Here is a 16,293-nt window from a genome sequence, read left to right as displayed (position 1 = left end):
CTTGTGCGCGCGGCGTGAATACGGCAGCGTCGGGCAAATATGAGCGCATTCACTCCGTCCTCGCCCGCCCTTCGCATCGCCCTGCTGGCGCTCGCCGCGCTCACATTGGTGCCTGACACCGCCCCAATGGCTGCCGCGGGCGAACTGGCCGCGATCTCCTCGCGTCAGCGCGCCGAGAAGAAGAGCTTCACCGACGGCGAGATCGTCGAAGGCTTCCTGAAGACGGCATTCGGCGCCGAATATCATCTCGCCGGCCGCGTCGACCGCATCCGCAAGTTCGACGGGCCGGTGCGCGTGTTCGCCGAGAGCGAGCGCGCCGACCGCAAGACGCAGCTCGCAAAGGTCGTGGCCGACATCGGCAGGCGCGTGCAGCATCTCGACATCGCCATGATCGACACCAACGAAGCGGCGAACGTCCGGGTGAAGCTGGTGCGCGACCGCGATCTCTTCCGCACCATCACGAGCTTCTACGGCGCGGAGAAGGCGCGCGAGATCCGCACCTCGCTCGACCCGCAATGCCTGTCCGGCTTCCGCAAGAACGACAATTTCGAGATCGAGCATTCCGACGTCATCCTCACCGTGGACAACGGCGATTTCGTCTTTCTCGACTGCGCCTATGAGGAGCTCCTGCAATCGCTCGGGCCCATCAACGATACCACGAGCGTGCCGTGGACCATGTTCAACGACAACGTCTCGATGGGCTATTTCGACGTCTACGACCAGTACATTCTCAATCTGCTGTACGATCCCCGCATCAAGGCCGGCATGACGGTGGCTGAGGTCAAGGCGGTCCTGCCCGCCGTGCTCGCGGATGTGCGCGCGTGGGTGAAGCGGGTGAATGACCTGAGGGAGTGAGGTCGTACTTACCCTCCTCTGGAGGGTAAGAACGGCGCCCCGCTCCGACCTATTGCACCAGATCAGCCACAGTGGTCGCGGCCTTCAGCCCGGTGCCGGTGAGGACCGCCACCGTAGTCTCGGTCGGCTTGATCGCACCAGTGGCTGCGAGCTTGTCCAGCGCGGCCGCCGCGCTGGCGCTGGTCGGCTCGGCGAACAGGCCCTGGCGGGCGAGACGGCGCAAGGCGGCGACGATTTCGTCCTCGCTGAGGGCAATCGTGCTGCCGCCGCTCTCGCGCAGAGCTGCGATGATCTCGCGCAGGCGCAGCGGGCTCTTGATGGCGGTGCCTTCGGCGATGGTCTTGTGCACCTCGCGCGCGACGGGCGTATCGACACCGGCCTTGAAGCTCGCATCGATCGGCGAGCAATTCAGCGGCTGCGCCGCGAACAGGCGCGGCAGTTTCGATATCTGCCCGGCCTTCAACAACTCGCGGAAGCCGAAGGCGCACCCCAAGAGGCTGCTGCCGGCGCCGACAGGAACGATGACGTTGTCGGGTGCGCGGAAGCCGAGGTCTTCCCAGATCTCGTAGGCGAGCGATTTGGTGCCTTCGAGGAAGAACGGCTGCCAATTGTGGCTGGCATAGAAGGTCTGGCTCGACTGGCGAATGGCTTCGGCTTCCGACTCCTCGCGCGGGCCTTCGACGAGTTGCACCGTCGCGCCGTAGGCGCGGACCTGCGCGATCTTGGCCGGCGAGGTGGACGCGGGCGCGAGGATCTTCACGCGCATGCCGCCGGCGGCGCCAAGCCCTGCCATCGACGAGCCGCCATTGCCCGACGAGTCCTCCAGAATGGCATCGACACCGATCTGCCGCAGGAAGGAGAGCATCACCGAAGAGCCGCGGTCCTTGAAGCTGCCGGTCGGATTGAACCATTCGAGCTTGAAGAAGGGCCGCAGGTCACCCCAACCTTGCTGGATCAGCGGCGTGCAGCCCTCGCCAAGCGAGATCGGATCGGCGATCTCGACCGGCAATGCCGCCCGGTAGCGCCACAGCGACCGCGTCCGGCCATCGATGTCCTCGCGGGAGATGCCGGCACCGGGCGTCACCAGCAGCGGCGTACGCTCGTCCGAGCACCAGCGCGGCTGGTCCAGCGGATAGAGTTTTCCGTTGCGAGGGTCGATGTAGCTGGCGGCGGGCATTGGGGTCTCCAAGACAAGGACGATCTGCGATTGGACGAATGACACGTTTAGTCCGGGATTCGACGCTGGCCGAGCGAAAGGATAAACAACCCCTTGAAAACATGAAAAGTATAAATACTTCAATTCCTTAAGCAGATGCCGCCGGCAGAGCTGCGCGCTTTGGCCAGCGCGTGCGCCCGGCGCTGAAGGCGAACTTTGCAGGGCCGTTGATGACAGGAATTTGGTCGCAAATGGCCCTGCCGCCCGGCACGATTAACTTGTCTGTCGTCGCCGGCCGCTACAATATGTTGGATTGAGCTTGCGTCGCCGCTGTTCCTGTCAGGCAGCGCAAGCGAGCCAGGCCCGTCCCAGCGGCGGGCCGTTGGCTTTTTGGGAGCCTGGACATGAGCCGCGCCAACCGTACCGACCACATCCGCCTGACCTCCCATCCGGAGCCGGGCAGGAAGGCCGCCTTTCCGATCCATTGGGGCGCCACCGATGCGCGCGCCCGTGGGCCGATCGTCGGCACGGTGTCGCGCGCCGGAGACCGCAACGTGATCGGCAGTCATGGCGGATCCTATGCGATGTACCGCGCGCTCGCCGTCTCCGCCGGCGCGCTCGATCCCATACGGCGTCCCGATCTCACCAACACGTTTCCCGCCGCGACCATTGGGCCGTTCGAGCAATGGAGCGATCCCACAAAAATCGTGGCGCTCGATCCCTGGGGGCATCTCGTCGCCGAGAACTTCCGCCAGGAGATCGCCGAAGGCGCCGATATCCGCCCGAGCATCGCGGTGACGCGGGCGCGGCTCGACCTGCCGGAGATCCGCGAGGCGCTGGCCGCAAAGCGGCTGCGCGCCGACGGCGAGGTCGTGCATGCCAATGGCAGCGTATCCGTGGTGAAGATCGCGATCGATCCGGTGTGGCACCTGCCCGGGCTTGCCGCGCGCTTCGGCACCGGCGAGACCGAGCTGCGGCGCACACTGTTCGAGCAGACTGCCGGCATGTTCCCGGAGCTGGTGACGCGGCCGGACATGAAAGTGTTCCTGCCGCCGATCGGCGGCACCACGGTTTATCTGTTCGGCGACGTCACCAAGCTGCCTGACCATCGCACCAGGATCACCTGCCGCGTGCATGACGAGTGCAACGGCTCCGACGTGTTCGGCTCCGACATCTGCACCTGCCGTCCCTACCTGATCCACGGCATCGAGGAATCCGCGCGCGGTGCGCAGGAGGGCGGGCTCGGCCTCGTCGTCTACAACCGCAAGGAGGGCCGCGCACTCGGCGAGGTCACGAAATTCCTGGTCTACAACGCGCGCAAGCGCCAGGAGGACGGCGACGCAGCCGCGGCCTATTTCGAGCGCACCGAATGCGTCGCCGGCGTGCAGGATGCGCGCTTCCAGCAATTGATGCCGGATACGATTCATTGGCTCGGCCTCAAGCGCATCGACCGCTTCCTCTCGATGAGCGACATGAAACACGACGCGCTGACCTCGCAGGGCATCGACATCGTCGAGCGCGTGCCGATCCCGCCGGAGCTGATTCCGGCCGACGCCTATGTCGAGATCGCCGCGAAGAAGGCCGCCGGCTATTACTCGACCGACATCGCGCCGGAGCAGGACGTGAACGGCGTGGTCGGACGCTCGCTGGAAAAATACTGATCGCGTGATGTCGGACTCTTTGGAACGAGAGGCACGCTCGCTGCTCACCGCAAGCGCGGTCCGCGCGCGGGCGGGGCAGATGCTCGAGATCGGCCTCGCCGGCGGGCTCTCGCACTTCACGATCGATCTCGACCGCATGGATGGCGTCGCGGAGGCGGTGCTTGCGGTGACGCGACAAGCCTATCCGACGCTGGATGTCCCCTTCCACGCGCGGTGGAGGCACTTCGTGCTTGGCGGCGTCGACCGTTGGGCGCGGCTTGCAGACGCTGCGTCCTGGCCGGATCGCGCCGCGCGGGCGCGCGCGGAGTTCGATCTTGCGATCGTCAGCGTGCTGCTCGATGCCGGCGCAGGCGCTGCGTGGCGATACCGCGACGCCGCGACGGGCGAAGCGATCGGCCGCTCCGAGGGGCTTGCGATCGCCAGCCTCGACATGTTCGCGAGCGGTCTCCTCGCGCGCGATGCGCGTGCGCCATTCAGGGCCGATGCGGATGTGCTCGCCAAACTGCCGCTCCCCGCACTCACCTCCGCCTTTCAGGCGAGCGATGCCAATCCGCTGCTCGGCCTCGAGGGGCGCACCGATCTGCTGCAGCGTCTCGGCAAGCTGGCGACAGAGCGTGCGGAGGTGTTCGGCCTCCACGACACGCCGCGCCCGGGAGGCCTGTTCGATCACATCGCGGCGCAGGCTTTCGGCACCACCATCGCCGCGCCCGCGATCCTGTCCGCGGTGCTGAACCAGCTCGGACCGATCTGGCCCTCGCGACTCGAGCTCGCGGGCGTCCCGCTCGGCGATTGCTGGCGCCATCCCGCGATCAAGACGGATGGCGCTACCGCGGGGCTCGTGCCCTTGCACAAGCTGTCGCAATGGCTGAGCTATTCGCTGATCGAGCCGCTGCAGCGCGCCGGCTTTGACGTCACCGATATCGACGGCCTCACGGGGCTTGCCGAATATCGCAATGGCGGCCTGTTCGTCGACCATGAGGTGCTGCGCCTGCGCGATCCCACCGATGCCGCGCGTGCGCATGCGGTGGATTCGCTGCTCGTCGTGGAGTGGCGTGCGCTGACGGTTGCATTGCTCGACAGGCTGGCGGAGCGCATTCGCGCAAAGCTTGGCCGTACGCCTGAAACCTTGCCGCTTGCGAGCATCCTCGAAGGCGGCACCTGGGCGGCGGGCCGCACAATTGCCTTTTCGTGCCGTCCGGATGGTTCACCGCCGCTCAAGGTGATCAGCGACGGCACGGTGTTTTAGAGCATGGACGAAGATTTGCGACCACCCGCGTCATTGCGAGCGCAGCGAAGCAATCCAGAATCCTTCCGCGGTGAGACTCTGGATTGCTTCGCTACGCTCGCAATGACAGCTCGATGAATTTCAGGAGCATCCCATGGAAGGCGTCACGATCGTCGATCATCCCCTGGTGCAGCACAAGCTGACGCTGGTGCGGGACAAGTCCATCTCGACCAAGTCGTTCCGCGAACTGATCAAGGAGATCGGCATGCTCCTGTGCTATGAGGTGACGCGCGACCTGCCGCTCGCTGACACCGTCATCGAGACGCCGCTGGCGACGATGCACTCGGCCAAGATCGCCGGCAAGAAACTCGTGTTCGTACCGATGCTGCGCGCCGGCACCACCTTCGTCGACGGCATGATGGACCTGGTGCCGACCGCGCGCGTCGCGCATATCGGGCTCTACCGTGAGCCGCACAGCTTTGCCGCTGTGGAGTACTTCTTCAAATCGCCGTCCGATCTCAGCGAGCGTCTGGCGATCGTGGTGACGCCGGTGGTCGCCACCGCCAACACCGCCGTCGCCGCCATCGACCGGCTGAAGGAGCGCGGCGCCAGGGACATCCGCCTCGCCTGCCTGATCGGCGCGCCGGAAGGCCTCGAACGGCTGCGCGGTCTGCATCCGGACGTGCCGATCTGGACGGCGGCGGTGGACGAAGGTCTCGACGAGAACGGGTTCATCCTGCCGGGACTTGGCGATGCCGGCGACCGCGCCTACGGGACGAGGTAATGCTGCGCGTCCACCCCGCACCACTTTAGGAACAGCTTGCATCGCGCGATGTTCTCCTGCTTTGCGATGGAGAGCACGATGACCTATCAGAATGACGACCGCAGGGCCGACAGAGCACGCCGCAACAGCCCGGTCGGCTGGGCGATCGGTGCGATCTTCGTGATCGCCGTGGTCGCGGCCGTCTTCTTCTACAATGGGCGCGAGGTGGGGCCACAGGCGACGTCGACCAGTCCGAACAACGCGCCGAGCGTCACCACGGGCTCGAACGCGCCGGCCACGCCGGCGAAGTAGCCGTCAGGTGGGCGGCCTTGGCGGCAGGTCCTTTGCATCTGCCGCCACCGGTTTCTCCTTCAGCTCGGCGATCAACCGCTTCATCTCGCCGATCTCCCGCACCTGTGCCGCGATGATGTCATCAGCCAGCTTGCGAACGCGGGGATCCCTGATGTGCGCGCGCTCGCTCGTGAGCACCGCGATCGAATGATGCGGAATCATCGCCTTCATATAGGCGACGTCGGTCACCGTCTGCTGGCTGCGAACGAGCCATAACGAAACGGCAAACACCACGGCGCTGGCGGCCAAAATCGCGATGTTCGCTGCACGGTTCCTGTACATGCCCCACATGAAAGCCAGCATCACGACGGCCATGACGGCGCCCATCAGCAGCGCCATCCAGGTCCGGGTCTGGCTGTACCAGACGTGCTCCAGGGCGAACGTGTTGAGATACATCAGCCCAAACATGATCAGCGTGGAGGCCGCGATCATCACGGCGAAGCGACTGTAAGACATGCGGTACATCCTGTCGTTCTCAGAGAGGATATGCCGGTCTGGTGCGATTGTTCCTTTCCGCTCACATCTTCCCGCTGCCGCAAATGCCCTTCAGTGCCTGCCACTCCTTGTCGGTCAGCAGCGGCGGGCCGCTGGGGGGACGATCCTCTTTCGTCATGCGCGCGAGGCGGTCCTCGGTCAGCGGGTGGCTGGCAAAGATCGTGGCAAGACCGGAGCCCCCCTCCTTGCCGGTGATACGAAACATCAGCTCAGCCGCGGGTTTTGGCGAGCGGCCGAGCTTGTGCATGATCTCGATAGCGAAGGTGTCGGCGCCGGTCTCGGCCTCGCGCGAATAGGACGCCTCGACCAGGCTGCGCGAGGCGAAGATCACGGCCGAGGAGCCGGTGACGTCGCCAAACAACAGGCCGATCAGGAACGAGGTGCCGCCGTTGTAGATCAGGCCGCGCATGTTGTCGTGATGCTTGAGATGGCCGAGCTCGTGGGCGAGAATGCCTGCGAGTTCGTCGGGGCTTTCGGCCTTGTCGAACAGGCCCTTCAGCACGAACACCTTGCCGCCGGGCAGCGCGAAGGCATTCGGCACCGAGGTCGGCAGCACGCCCGCCGTCATGGTGTCGTCGAGGCCGGCGGCATCGCGCAAGCGGTTGACGAGCTTCGTGAAGGCGGCCTTGCCCGCGGGGTCTTCGCAGACGCTGCGGCCGAAGATCGTTTTCATCTGCACTTCGGCGGCATCGCCGATGCGGCGCTCGACCGGCTTCGGCACCAGCGGTGCGAGACGATCGGCGGCGAGCGGCACACCAAACAGGACGACGCAGACGATGGAGACGGCGGCAGCCACCGACCAGCCGACAATCTTTGCGACACCGCGGCGCGTGGTCCGGTGCTCGTCGAGATGCATGCAGCGCGCGGTCACATCTGCCGCCAGCACTCCGTCACGGATCTCGAGCCGCGCCAGCGGCGGTGCGGACATCGCGGCCAGGCGCAGGATCCCGGGGGGACTGTCGGCACGGCGAATCTCGGCATAGGCCCAGCGAACGGGCGTCCCACCCTCTTCGCATATCTCGAGCGCATCGCCGAGCGTCAACGTAACCTGCCGCTTGCGGCTGGACACGCCGTCGAAGAAGACGGTCGGCTTGGCGGACTGCGCCGGCGCCTCGGCAAACACGTCACTCACAGCTCAAAATCCCGCAACGTCGAGTCCGTCGGCAAAGCCTTCGCCGAGCGCGCTGGCAAGCTGACCGCTGCCACGCACATCCGCCGCGGCCGCGATATCGTGCACCTCGACGGTCTCCAGCACCTTGGCCCAGAGATCGCGCTGAAGATAGACGCGCATGACGATGTTGACGGCAAGCGCGACGGCGAAATAGCCGATGACCATCATTGCCACCACCGGGATACTCTTCGCGCCATCGTCAGGCTCGAATACCCGATCGACTGGCACGCCGGTGAGCTGCACGACGAGCAAGGTACCGCCGATCATATAGGCACCGAAAACGGCCGAGAGCAGCGTCCACCAGCCGATCACCTTCCAGTACAGGCCATAGAAGGCGTCATGAGGCAGGTTCGAGGACAGGCTAACGCCGCCGATGCGGATGCCGTCGAGCCACCAGCGCCATTCGCGCGCCCTGAACTCGGCGTAGAGGAACGGTACGAGCGGAAAGATCACGAGCGCGACCGGGCTGAGCAGCCACAGCCACCAGCCGCGCTTGAAGAAGGTCCAGCCGTCGCCTTCGAAGTCGCCGGAGAGCTCGCCATAATGGGTGTGCTGCATCTTGTAGCGCTCGAGCGCAGCTGCGCGCCACGGCAGCGCCAGGCCGAGCGTCAGGACCACAAGCAAGCCCCACAGCATGGCACGGAGCGCATAGGCCCAGCCCGAACCGTCCATCCAGAACCGCACGCCGCGCCAGATCGTGCGCGTCAGTCGGTAGCGCCGCGCACGAAAAATCGCGAATTGGCCGAAGGCGTAGAAGCCGATAAACAGTGGCAATGAGGCGAAGCCCTGCCAGCGCTCGAACTCGATGCCGATCAGAAAGTAGGCGAGATAGATCGGCACCAAGATCGCGAGCGCGACCAGGAAGCCGATCAGGAGCTCCTTCGCCCGTCCGGTGTATTCGGCCGCATCGCCGTCGACCGCGGTGTGCGTCCACAGATGGCGGCGGATGTCGGTGACGAGCCAGAACCGGTAGAAACCGAAGGTGACGAGCTCCAACATGGCACCCTTGGTGACCAATTTACGGAACTCGGAACGGTTGCCGGTGAATTCGACCTGCGTGGGCGGCAGCGGCGGGGGTAAAGGTTCGGAGCCAATGGGGACCCACTGCATGTTATTCACGGCGGCAACCTCGAGATGCGGATCTGTTCCGGTCAAACTATAGATCAGAGGTTAGTCGATCCCCAAGATGGCCGGGTTCGATTAGCTCGATTCCAGTCGGTTTCTTGCACGATTCCGACTGATCGGCGTGCGGGAGGTCACGCTTGCGCGGCAGCATGAGCACCGTCCGACGCTCTCGTGAAGGTTGGATGTGGCAAAACTCTCCCTTGCTCCGACGCAGACAACCGGCTGTAATTGCAAATCAAATACCGCAGCGCAGAATTCAACGAGAACGCGCGGTTCAGGTCAGGGAGAACGGTCATGCATGGGACCATCGAGAGCGCGGCCAAGCTCGACGCACTTCGCGCGCGCGCCACGTCGCTGCCGCTGGAGCAATTCGATCCGGGCGATCCTGAACTGTTCAGGACGGATACGTTCTGGCCCTATTTCGACCGGCTGCGCCGGGAAGATCCCGTGCATTACTGCAAGGACTCGATGTTCGGGCCGTACTGGTCGGTGACGCGCTACAACGACATCATGGAGATCGAGACCAACCATGCGGTATTCTCCTCGGCCTCCGCGCTCGGCGGCATCACCATCCGCGACATCGATCCGGATTTGCGCCGCGAGAGCTTCATCTCGATGGACCCGCCGCGCCACGCGGCCCAGCGCAAGACCGTGGCGCCGATGTTCACGCCGACGCACCTAGACAATCTCGCGATCAACATCCGCAAGCGCTCGGCCGAGTGCCTGGACAACCTGCCGCGCGGCGAGGTGTTCGATTGGGTCGACAGCGTCTCGATCGAGCTGACGACACAGATGCTCGCGGTCCTGTTCGACTTCCCCTGGGAGGATCGCCGCAAGCTGACGCGCTGGTCGGACATCGCCACCACCATTCCCGGCCCCGATGGCCTCGTCGCGACCGAGGACGAGCGCATGGCCGAGCTGACGGAATGCGCGGCCTATTTCTCGCGCCTCTGGAAGGAGCGCATCGAGCAGCCGCCGAAGAGCGATCTCTTGTCGATGATGGCGCATGGTGCCGCCACGCGCGACATGGACGCCAGGAACTTCCTCGGCAATCTCATCCTTTTGATCGTCGGCGGCAATGACACCACCCGCAACACCATGTCCGGCTCGCTTCTCGCGCTGAGCCAGCATCCGGAGCAGTACCGCAAGCTGCGCGAAAACCCTGATCTGCTCGACAGCTTCGTGCCCGAGGTCATCCGCTGGCAGACGCCGCTCGCGCATATGCGGCGCACGGCGCTCTCCGACTTCGAATTCCGCGGCAAGCAGATCAAGAAGGGTGACAAGGTCGTGATGTGGTACGTCTCGGGCAACCGCGACGAGGAGGCGATCGAAAAGCCCTACGATTTCATCATCGACCGCGCCCGCCCACGCACGCATCTCTCCTTCGGCTTCGGCATCCACCGCTGCGTGGGCTTGCGGCTTGCCGAACTCCAGCTCAAGATTATTTGGGAAGAAATTCTCAAGCGTTTCGACCATATTGATGTGGTCGGCGAGCCCAGGCGGGTCTATTCGAGCTTCGTGAAGGGTCTCGAGACGTTGCCGGTGAAGATTGCGGCGTAAGTTGCAGTAAGATGGGTTCGAGGTCGCCTACAAGGAAGGTGCGCCCCCTCTCCCGCTTCCGGGAGAGGGTTGGGGAGAGGGTATCTCCACAATGGGATAATCCCCAAGAGGAGAAAACCCTCTCCCGGCGCTACGCGCCGACCTCTCCCGCAAGCGGGAGAGGTTAAGCAGAAGCACTGGAGCACGCCACGATGAACATCCAGACCCCGGTCAAGTCCGACAAGGCCGAACGCATGCGGAAGGCGCGCGAGGAGGCCTATGCGACGCCGCTTTCGCAATTCCACCCTGGCGCCCCGAGGCTGTTCCAGGACGACACGCTGTGGCCGTGGTTCGAGCGGCTGCGCAAGGAAGAGCCGGTGCACTACTGCACCAACGCGCCGATCGAGCCCTACTGGTCGGTGGTGAAGTACGACGACATCATGCATGTCGACACCAATCACGGCATCTTCTCTTCGGATTCGAAGCTCGGCGGCATCTCGATCCGCGACGTGCCGGAAGGCTACGACTATCCAAGCTTCATCGCGATGGACCAGCCCCGGCATTCGGCGCAGCGCAAGACGGTGTCGCCGATGTTCACCCCTCAGCATCTGGACGAGCTGGCAAAGCTGATCCGCCAGCGCTCGCAGACCGTGCTCGACAATCTGCCGCGCAACGAGACCTTCAACTTCGTCGAGCGCGTCTCGATCGAGCTGACGACGCAGATGCTGGCGACGCTGTTCGACTTCCCGTGGGAAGAGCGGCGCAAGCTGACGCGCTGGTCCGACGTCTCGACCGCGCTGCCCAAGAGCGGCATCGTCGCATCGGCCGAGGAGCGCCGCCGCGAGATGGACGAATGCTACGCCTACATGTCGAAGCTGTGGAACGAGCGCGTCAACTCCGCGCCGCGCAACGACCTGTTGTCGCTGATGGCGCACAATGAGGCCACGCGCCACATGGACCCCGACAACCTCATGGGCAACATCATCCTGCTCATCGTCGGCGGCAACGACACCACGCGCAACACCATGACCGGCTCGGTGCTGGCGCTGAACGAGAACCCCGAGCAATACGACAAGCTCCGCGCCAATCCGGCGCTGATCGATTCCATGGTGCCGGAGGTGATCCGCTGGCAGACGCCGCTGGCCCATATGCGGCGCACCGCATTGCAGGACACCGAAATCGGCGGCAAGCACATCAAGAAGGGCGACCGCGTCGTGATGTGGTACGTCTCCGGCAATCGCGACGAGGAGATGTTCGAGAAGCCGAACGAATTCATCATCGACCGCCCGCGGCCGCGCACCCACCTCTCCTTCGGCTTCGGCATCCACCGCTGCGTCGGCATGCGCCTCGCCGAGCTGCAGCTGCGCATCGTCTGGGAGGAGATGCTGAAGCGGTTCGACCGGATCGAGGTGGTCGGCGAGCCCAAGCGGATCTATTCGAGCTTCATCAAGGGGTATGAGTCGCTGCCGGTGCGGATAGCGGCCTAAGCTCTCTCCTCCGTCATTGCGAGGAGCTCTTGCGACGAAGCAATCCAGGCCGTCACCGCGGAGGGATTCCTGGATTGCTTCGCTGCGCTCGCAATGACGAGTTCCGGGCAGATGCGAGTCTCATTCGCAGTACCCTTGGCCCGGCTATAAAATTCCGGCATGACAGGTCGCGCCAGATGCGAAGGCAAGACGGCGTCTGACTGTTCTACCACACGCCATCTAACTCAATTTGATGTCCCACACGCCTTCCTTGCGGCAGGCGGCGACTTCCTCGCGCAGGAGGGCGGTGATGGCGAGCGAGGCCGTCGAGGCCGGGCGATCGATCGGAGAGGCAAAGATGAGCTCGCGCGTCATCGGCCTGGATACGGGCGCGGTTTCAAGCCGCCCGTCCGCGACCTCGCCGTGGACCGACGAGGGCGGCAGCAGCGCGAAGCCGAGGCCCTCCTCGACAAGGCTGGTCAGCACGCGGAACGAATCCGCCTCTAACTGGACGTTGAGCTTGATCTTGCGCTGGGCCGCCGCGTGCTCGATCAGCGCACGGAGACCGTGGGAATGACTGGGCAGCACCAGGCGCTGGCGCAGCAGCCAGCCGACGTCGACGCTCTTCTTGCGCGCCAGCCCACAGCCCCGCGGGCCGACCGCAACGATGTTGTCGCGCCCCAGGCTCTGCACATTGAGATGCAGATCGGCCGAGCGGCCGTAGAGAATGGCGAGATCCATCTCGCCGCGATGGAGCCATTCGACGAGATGGCCGCTGTAGCTCTCGACGATGCGCAGCGAGATGCCGGGAAACTTTTCGACGCAGCGCCGCGCGAAGCGCGCCGACAGCACGCAGCTGACGGTCGGAACCAGGCCGAGCACGACCTGGCCCGACGGCGGTCCCTTGGCGGACTGGATGTCGTCGCGGATCTGGTCGATCTGCCGCACGATGCCGGAGGTGCGCGCGAGCAGAAGCCGGCCGGCCTCGGTCAGCACCATGCCGCGGCCGTTGCGGGTGAAGAGTTCGGTGCGCAGCTCGTGTTCCAGGAGCTTGATCTGCCTGGAGAGCGCCGGCTGCGCCACGCGCAGCGTGTCGGACGCCTTGGAGAGGCTGCCGAGCTCCGCCACGCAACTGAAGGTCCTGAGCTGCCGGAAATCCACGCTTGCCAATCCTGGAAGGCTACTTCATACGCTATAGCAAATGAGCATAGGGGGCTGGCGTTGTTTTCACAACGCCAGGGGATTGGCCGGCGTTATCTTAACTGCCGCTACGAACAGGAAACGCCATGAGTCAAGAACACCACATCGAAGATCATGCCGACATTCGCGAAGCCGTCGCCAAGCTGTGCGCGCAGTTTCCCGGCGAATATTGGCGCAAGCTCGATCGCGAGATGGCCTATCCCAAGGCGTTCGTGGATGCACTGACCGAGGCCGGCTATCTGTCGGTGCTGATCCCCGAGGAATATGGCGGCGCGGGCCTGAAGCTTTCGGCGGCCGCCGCGATCCTCGAAGAGATTCAGCGCGCGGGCTGCAACGGCGGCGGCTGCCACGCCCAGATGTACACGATGGGCACGGTGCTGCGGCACGGCAATGCCGAGCAGAAGGCAAAATATCTGCCGAAGATCGCGAGCGGCGAATTGCGGCTGCAGGCGTTCGGCGTCACCGAGCCGACCAGCGGCACCGACACCTCCTCGCTGAAGACCTTCGCGCGCAAGGAGGGCAACGACAGCTACATCGTCAACGGCCAGAAGATCTGGACCAGCCGCGCCGAACATTCCGACCTGATGGTGCTGCTGGCGCGCACCACGCCGAAGGAACAGGTCAAGAAGCGCACCGACGGCCTGTCGGTCTTCATCGTCGACATGCGCGAGGCCAAGAACAACGGTCTCGAGATCCGCCCGATCCGCACCATGATGAACCACGCAACCACCGAAGTGTTCTTCACCGACATGAAGGTGCCGGCGGAGAACCTGATCGGCGAGGAAGGCAAGGGTTTTCGCTACATCCTCTCCGGCATGAATGCCGAGCGCATCCTGATCGCGGCCGAATGTGTCGGCGACGCAAAGTGGTTCATCGCGAAGGCGACGAACTATGCCAAGGAGCGCAGCGTGTTCGGCCGGCCGATCGGCCAGAACCAGGGCATCCAGTTCCCGATCGCAAAAGCCTACGCCTCGATGCGCGCAGCCGAGCTGATGGTGAAGGAAGCCACACGCAAATACGAGGCCGGCCTCGACTGCGGCGCGGAAGCCAACATGGCCAAGATGCTTGCGGCGGATGCGTCCTGGGAAGCGGCCAATGCCTGCATCCAGACCCATGGCGGCTTCGGTTTCGCCGAGGAATACGACGTCGAGCGCAAGTTCCGCGAGACGCGGCTCTATCAGGTGGCGCCAATCTCGACCAACCTGGTGCTGTCCTACGTCGCCGAGCACGTGCTCGGCATGCCGCGCTCGTACTGAGGTCGCGGCCATGGGAGCACTTGACGGGATCAGGGTGATCGCGGTCGAGCAGGCGGTCGCGGCGCCGTTCTGCTCCTCACGCCTGGCCGATGCCGGCGCCGATGTGATCAAGATCGAGCGGCCCGAGGGCGATTTCGCCCGCGGCTATGACGCAGCCGCCAAGGGCCAGAGCAGCTATTTCGTCTGGCTTAACCGCGGCAAGCAGTCGGTCGTGGTCGATCTCGCAACAAAAGAAGGCTGCGCCGAGCTGGAGAAGCTGATTGCAAGCGCCGACGTGCTGATCCAGAACCTCAAGCCGGGCTCGATGGACAAGCTCGGCTTCTCGCGCGAGCGCTTGCTAAGGGACTATCCGAAGCTGATCTCGTGCACCATCACCGGCTATGGCGACGAAGGCCCCTACGCGCACCGCAAGGCCTATGATCTCCTGATCCAGGCCGAGAGCGGGCTCGCCTCGATCACCGGCAATCCCGATGGCGCCTCGCGCGTCGGCATGTCGATCGTCGACGTCGCAACCGGCGCCACCGCGCATGCGGCGATTCTGGAGGCGCTGATCGCGCGCGGACGCACCGGTAAGGGCGCCGACATCCGCATCTCCATGTTCGACGTGATGGCGGACTGGTGCACCGTGCCGCTGCTCAATTCCGAAGCCGGCAATCCGCCCAAGCGCATGGGCCTGCGCCATCCCTCGATCGCTCCTTACGGCGTGTTCACCTCGAAGGACGGCAAGGACATCCTGATCTCGATCCAGAGCGAGCGGGAGTGGAAGACGCTGTGCCTGAAGGTGCTGGACCAGCCGGATCTGCCCGCCGATCCGCGCGTCGCCAACATGGTCGAGCGCGTGCGCAACCGCGACTTCACTGACAAGACGGTCGCCGACGCCTTCGGCAGGATGACGCGCGACGAGCTCTTGAAGCGGTTATCGGATGCCGACATTGCTTTTGCCGAGGTCAACACCATGGCCGACCTCACCAACCATCCGCATCTGCGCCGCATCGAGGTCGACACGCCGAACGGCCGCGTCAGCTATCCCGCGCCAGCGCCGATCATCGTCGGCGAGACGCGCAGCTACGGTGCCGTGCCCGCGATCGGCGAAAACCCAAAGTCCAAGAAGTAAGAGAGCGAGGCGTCATGACCGAGAAGCTCGACATCGATCATTTGCGGCAATGGATTGGCCGCAGCCAGGAGGCAACCGACATCGTCACCGCGCAGCTCGTGAAGGGCCTGCGCGCGACGCTGTTCCAGGAGGTCGGCGAGCCCAGGACAGGTGACGCCGCGCCGTTCACGGTGCATTGGTGCCTGGCGCAACCGGTGTTTCCGATGTCGATGCTCGGCCCTGACGGTCACCCGACCCGCGGCGGCTTCCTGCCGCCGGTGCCGCTGCCGCGCCGGATGTGGGCCGGCGGCGAGATCGAGTTCCTGCAGCCCTTGCGCGTCGGCGACGAATCGACGCGAACCTCGCGGATTGCCGATGTGCAGGTCAAATCGGGCTCGACCGGCACGCTGTGCTTCGTCTCGGTCGAACACAGCATCTCCTCGCCGCGCGGCACGGCGATCCGCGAGCGGCAGGACATCGTCTATCGCGAGATGACGAGCAGCGCGCCTGCGACCGCCAAGGCCCCCCCGCCGCCGCCGAAGGCGCAGCATCGCGAGACCCATGTGTCGGATCCCGTGCTGCTGTTCCGCTACTCCGCACTGACCTTCAACGGCCACCGCATCCATTACGACCGGGACTACGTCACCAAGGTCGAGGGCTATCCGGGCCTGATCTTCCACGGGCCGCTGCAGGCGGCGCTCATCATCGAAATGGCGGCCAAGCTTCGCGCCGGCAAGGCGCCGAAGAAGTTTACCTATCGCGGCCTGCAGCCGCTGTTCGAGGGCACGGAGTTCTCCATCAACGCCAACGAGATCGAGACGGGGATGGAGTTGTGGACCGCGAACGCGGAGGGGCAGCCGACGATGAAGGGCACGGCGGTGTGGTGACGCTCTCTCCTCGTCAGTGCGAGGAGCGAAGCGACGAAGCAATCCAGACT

Annotated in this window: 15 protein-coding genes; 10 read left to right on the top strand and 5 right to left on the bottom strand. The window is 64.7% G+C overall.

What is annotated here, in order from left to right:
• Nucleotides 1-39 precede the first annotated feature (39 nt).
• On the top strand, nt 40-855 hold the full coding sequence (locus tag EHH60_RS16870; RefSeq protein ID WP_124160571.1) for a DUF2927 domain-containing protein: 816 nt from the start codon (nt 40-42) through the stop codon (nt 853-855).
• Between the two features lie 49 nt (nt 856-904).
• On the opposite strand, the gene EHH60_RS16865 is transcribed toward EHH60_RS16870, so the two are convergent.
• Nucleotides 905-2,032: a threonine synthase gene (locus tag EHH60_RS16865; protein ID WP_124160570.1), complete on the bottom strand. Its 1,128-nt coding sequence runs from the start codon at nt 2,030-2,032 to the stop codon at nt 905-907.
• Nucleotides 2,033-2,415: 383 nt separating this feature from the next.
• Here EHH60_RS16865 and EHH60_RS16860 point away from each other — a divergent pair, with 383 nt between their 5' ends.
• The 4 genes from EHH60_RS16860 to EHH60_RS16845 all read left to right on the top strand — a co-directional run bounded on the left by EHH60_RS16860 (nt 2,416) and on the right by EHH60_RS16845 (nt 5,972).
• Nucleotides 2,416-3,672, top strand: coding sequence for a GTP cyclohydrolase II (locus EHH60_RS16860; protein WP_124160569.1), 1,257 nt, complete (start codon nt 2,416-2,418; stop codon nt 3,670-3,672).
• Between the two features lie 7 nt (nt 3,673-3,679).
• Nucleotides 3,680-4,918, top strand: a complete 1,239-nt coding sequence (locus EHH60_RS16855; RefSeq protein ID WP_124160568.1) for a URC4/urg3 family protein — start codon at nt 3,680-3,682, stop codon at nt 4,916-4,918.
• 133 nt (nt 4,919-5,051) lie between these two features.
• Nucleotides 5,052-5,681: a uracil phosphoribosyltransferase gene (gene upp, locus EHH60_RS16850; RefSeq protein ID WP_124160567.1), complete on the top strand. Its 630-nt coding sequence runs from the start codon at nt 5,052-5,054 to the stop codon at nt 5,679-5,681.
• 78 nt (nt 5,682-5,759) lie between these two features.
• Nucleotides 5,760-5,972, top strand: a complete 213-nt coding sequence (locus EHH60_RS16845) for a hypothetical protein (RefSeq protein ID WP_124160566.1) — start codon at nt 5,760-5,762, stop codon at nt 5,970-5,972.
• Nucleotides 5,973-5,975: 3 nt separating this feature from the next.
• Here EHH60_RS16845 and EHH60_RS16840 read toward each other — a convergent pair whose 3' ends face one another.
• The 3 genes from EHH60_RS16840 to EHH60_RS16830 all read right to left on the bottom strand — a co-directional run bounded on the left by EHH60_RS16840 (nt 5,976) and on the right by EHH60_RS16830 (nt 8,787).
• Nucleotides 5,976-6,467, bottom strand: a complete 492-nt coding sequence (locus EHH60_RS16840; protein WP_124160565.1) for a DUF305 domain-containing protein — start codon at nt 6,465-6,467, stop codon at nt 5,976-5,978.
• Nucleotides 6,468-6,528: 61 nt separating this feature from the next.
• A complete protein-coding gene (locus EHH60_RS16835) occupies nt 6,529-7,638 on the bottom strand; it encodes a M48 family metallopeptidase (RefSeq protein WP_124160564.1) in 1,110 nt (369 codons plus the stop codon).
• Nucleotides 7,639-7,641: 3 nt separating this feature from the next.
• Nucleotides 7,642-8,787, bottom strand: a complete 1,146-nt coding sequence (locus tag EHH60_RS16830) for a DUF898 family protein (protein ID WP_199751524.1) — start codon at nt 8,785-8,787, stop codon at nt 7,642-7,644.
• Between the two features lie 309 nt (nt 8,788-9,096).
• Here EHH60_RS16830 and EHH60_RS16825 point away from each other — a divergent pair, with 309 nt between their 5' ends.
• Nucleotides 9,097-10,362, top strand: coding sequence for a cytochrome P450 (locus tag EHH60_RS16825; protein WP_124160562.1), 1,266 nt, complete (start codon nt 9,097-9,099; stop codon nt 10,360-10,362).
• Nucleotides 10,363-10,553: 191 nt separating this feature from the next.
• Complete coding sequence (locus EHH60_RS16820) at nt 10,554-11,828, top strand: cytochrome P450 (protein ID WP_124160561.1); 1,275 nt, start codon at nt 10,554-10,556, stop codon at nt 11,826-11,828.
• 219 nt (nt 11,829-12,047) lie between these two features.
• Here EHH60_RS16820 and EHH60_RS16815 read toward each other — a convergent pair whose 3' ends face one another.
• Entirely contained in the window at nt 12,048-12,968 is a 921-nt protein-coding gene (locus EHH60_RS16815) for a LysR substrate-binding domain-containing protein (RefSeq protein WP_124160560.1), read from the bottom strand.
• Between the two features lie 125 nt (nt 12,969-13,093).
• Here EHH60_RS16815 and EHH60_RS16810 point away from each other — a divergent pair, with 125 nt between their 5' ends.
• Genes EHH60_RS16810 through EHH60_RS16800 form a run of 3 tightly spaced genes read left to right on the top strand, consistent with a single transcriptional unit; the run spans nt 13,094 to nt 16,243 of the window.
• On the top strand, nt 13,094-14,263 hold the full coding sequence (locus tag EHH60_RS16810; protein ID WP_124160559.1) for an acyl-CoA dehydrogenase family protein: 1,170 nt from the start codon (nt 13,094-13,096) through the stop codon (nt 14,261-14,263).
• Between the two features lie 10 nt (nt 14,264-14,273).
• Complete coding sequence (locus tag EHH60_RS16805; RefSeq protein WP_124160558.1) at nt 14,274-15,377, top strand: CaiB/BaiF CoA transferase family protein; 1,104 nt, start codon at nt 14,274-14,276, stop codon at nt 15,375-15,377.
• Nucleotides 15,378-15,391: 14 nt separating this feature from the next.
• Complete coding sequence (locus tag EHH60_RS16800; protein WP_124160557.1) at nt 15,392-16,243, top strand: HTD2 family dehydratase; 852 nt, start codon at nt 15,392-15,394, stop codon at nt 16,241-16,243.
• The last annotated feature ends 50 nt before the right edge of the window (nt 16,244-16,293 follow it).

The organism is Bradyrhizobium sp. RP6, assembly GCF_003837805.1.
Classification (GTDB): Bacteria; Pseudomonadota; Alphaproteobacteria; order Rhizobiales; family Xanthobacteraceae; genus Bradyrhizobium.
The sequence above is the reverse complement of the archived record's forward strand: the minus strand, read 5'-3'. Positions and strand labels throughout refer to the sequence as shown.

Excerpts from the sequence above, each read along its gene's own strand:
- EHH60_RS16870 (WP_124160571.1), top strand. The coding sequence starts at position 40 with ATGAGCGCATTCACTCCGTCCTCGCCCGCCCTTCGCATCGCCCTGCTG.
- EHH60_RS16865 (WP_124160570.1), bottom strand. The coding sequence starts at position 2,032 with ATGCCCGCCGCCAGCTACATCGACCCTCGCAACGGAAAACTCTATCCG.
- EHH60_RS16860 (WP_124160569.1), top strand. The coding sequence starts at position 2,416 with ATGAGCCGCGCCAACCGTACCGACCACATCCGCCTGACCTCCCATCCG.
- EHH60_RS16855 (WP_124160568.1), top strand. The coding sequence starts at position 3,680 with ATGTCGGACTCTTTGGAACGAGAGGCACGCTCGCTGCTCACCGCAAGC.
- upp (WP_124160567.1), top strand. The coding sequence starts at position 5,052 with ATGGAAGGCGTCACGATCGTCGATCATCCCCTGGTGCAGCACAAGCTG.
- EHH60_RS16845 (WP_124160566.1), top strand. The coding sequence starts at position 5,760 with ATGACCTATCAGAATGACGACCGCAGGGCCGACAGAGCACGCCGCAAC.
- EHH60_RS16840 (WP_124160565.1), bottom strand. The coding sequence starts at position 6,467 with ATGTCTTACAGTCGCTTCGCCGTGATGATCGCGGCCTCCACGCTGATC.
- EHH60_RS16830 (WP_199751524.1), bottom strand. The coding sequence starts at position 8,787 with ATGCAGTGGGTCCCCATTGGCTCCGAACCTTTACCCCCGCCGCTGCCG.
- EHH60_RS16825 (WP_124160562.1), top strand. The coding sequence starts at position 9,097 with ATGCATGGGACCATCGAGAGCGCGGCCAAGCTCGACGCACTTCGCGCG.
- EHH60_RS16820 (WP_124160561.1), top strand. The coding sequence starts at position 10,554 with ATGAACATCCAGACCCCGGTCAAGTCCGACAAGGCCGAACGCATGCGG.
- EHH60_RS16810 (WP_124160559.1), top strand. The coding sequence starts at position 13,094 with ATGAGTCAAGAACACCACATCGAAGATCATGCCGACATTCGCGAAGCC.
- EHH60_RS16805 (WP_124160558.1), top strand. The coding sequence starts at position 14,274 with ATGGGAGCACTTGACGGGATCAGGGTGATCGCGGTCGAGCAGGCGGTC.
- EHH60_RS16800 (WP_124160557.1), top strand. The coding sequence starts at position 15,392 with ATGACCGAGAAGCTCGACATCGATCATTTGCGGCAATGGATTGGCCGC.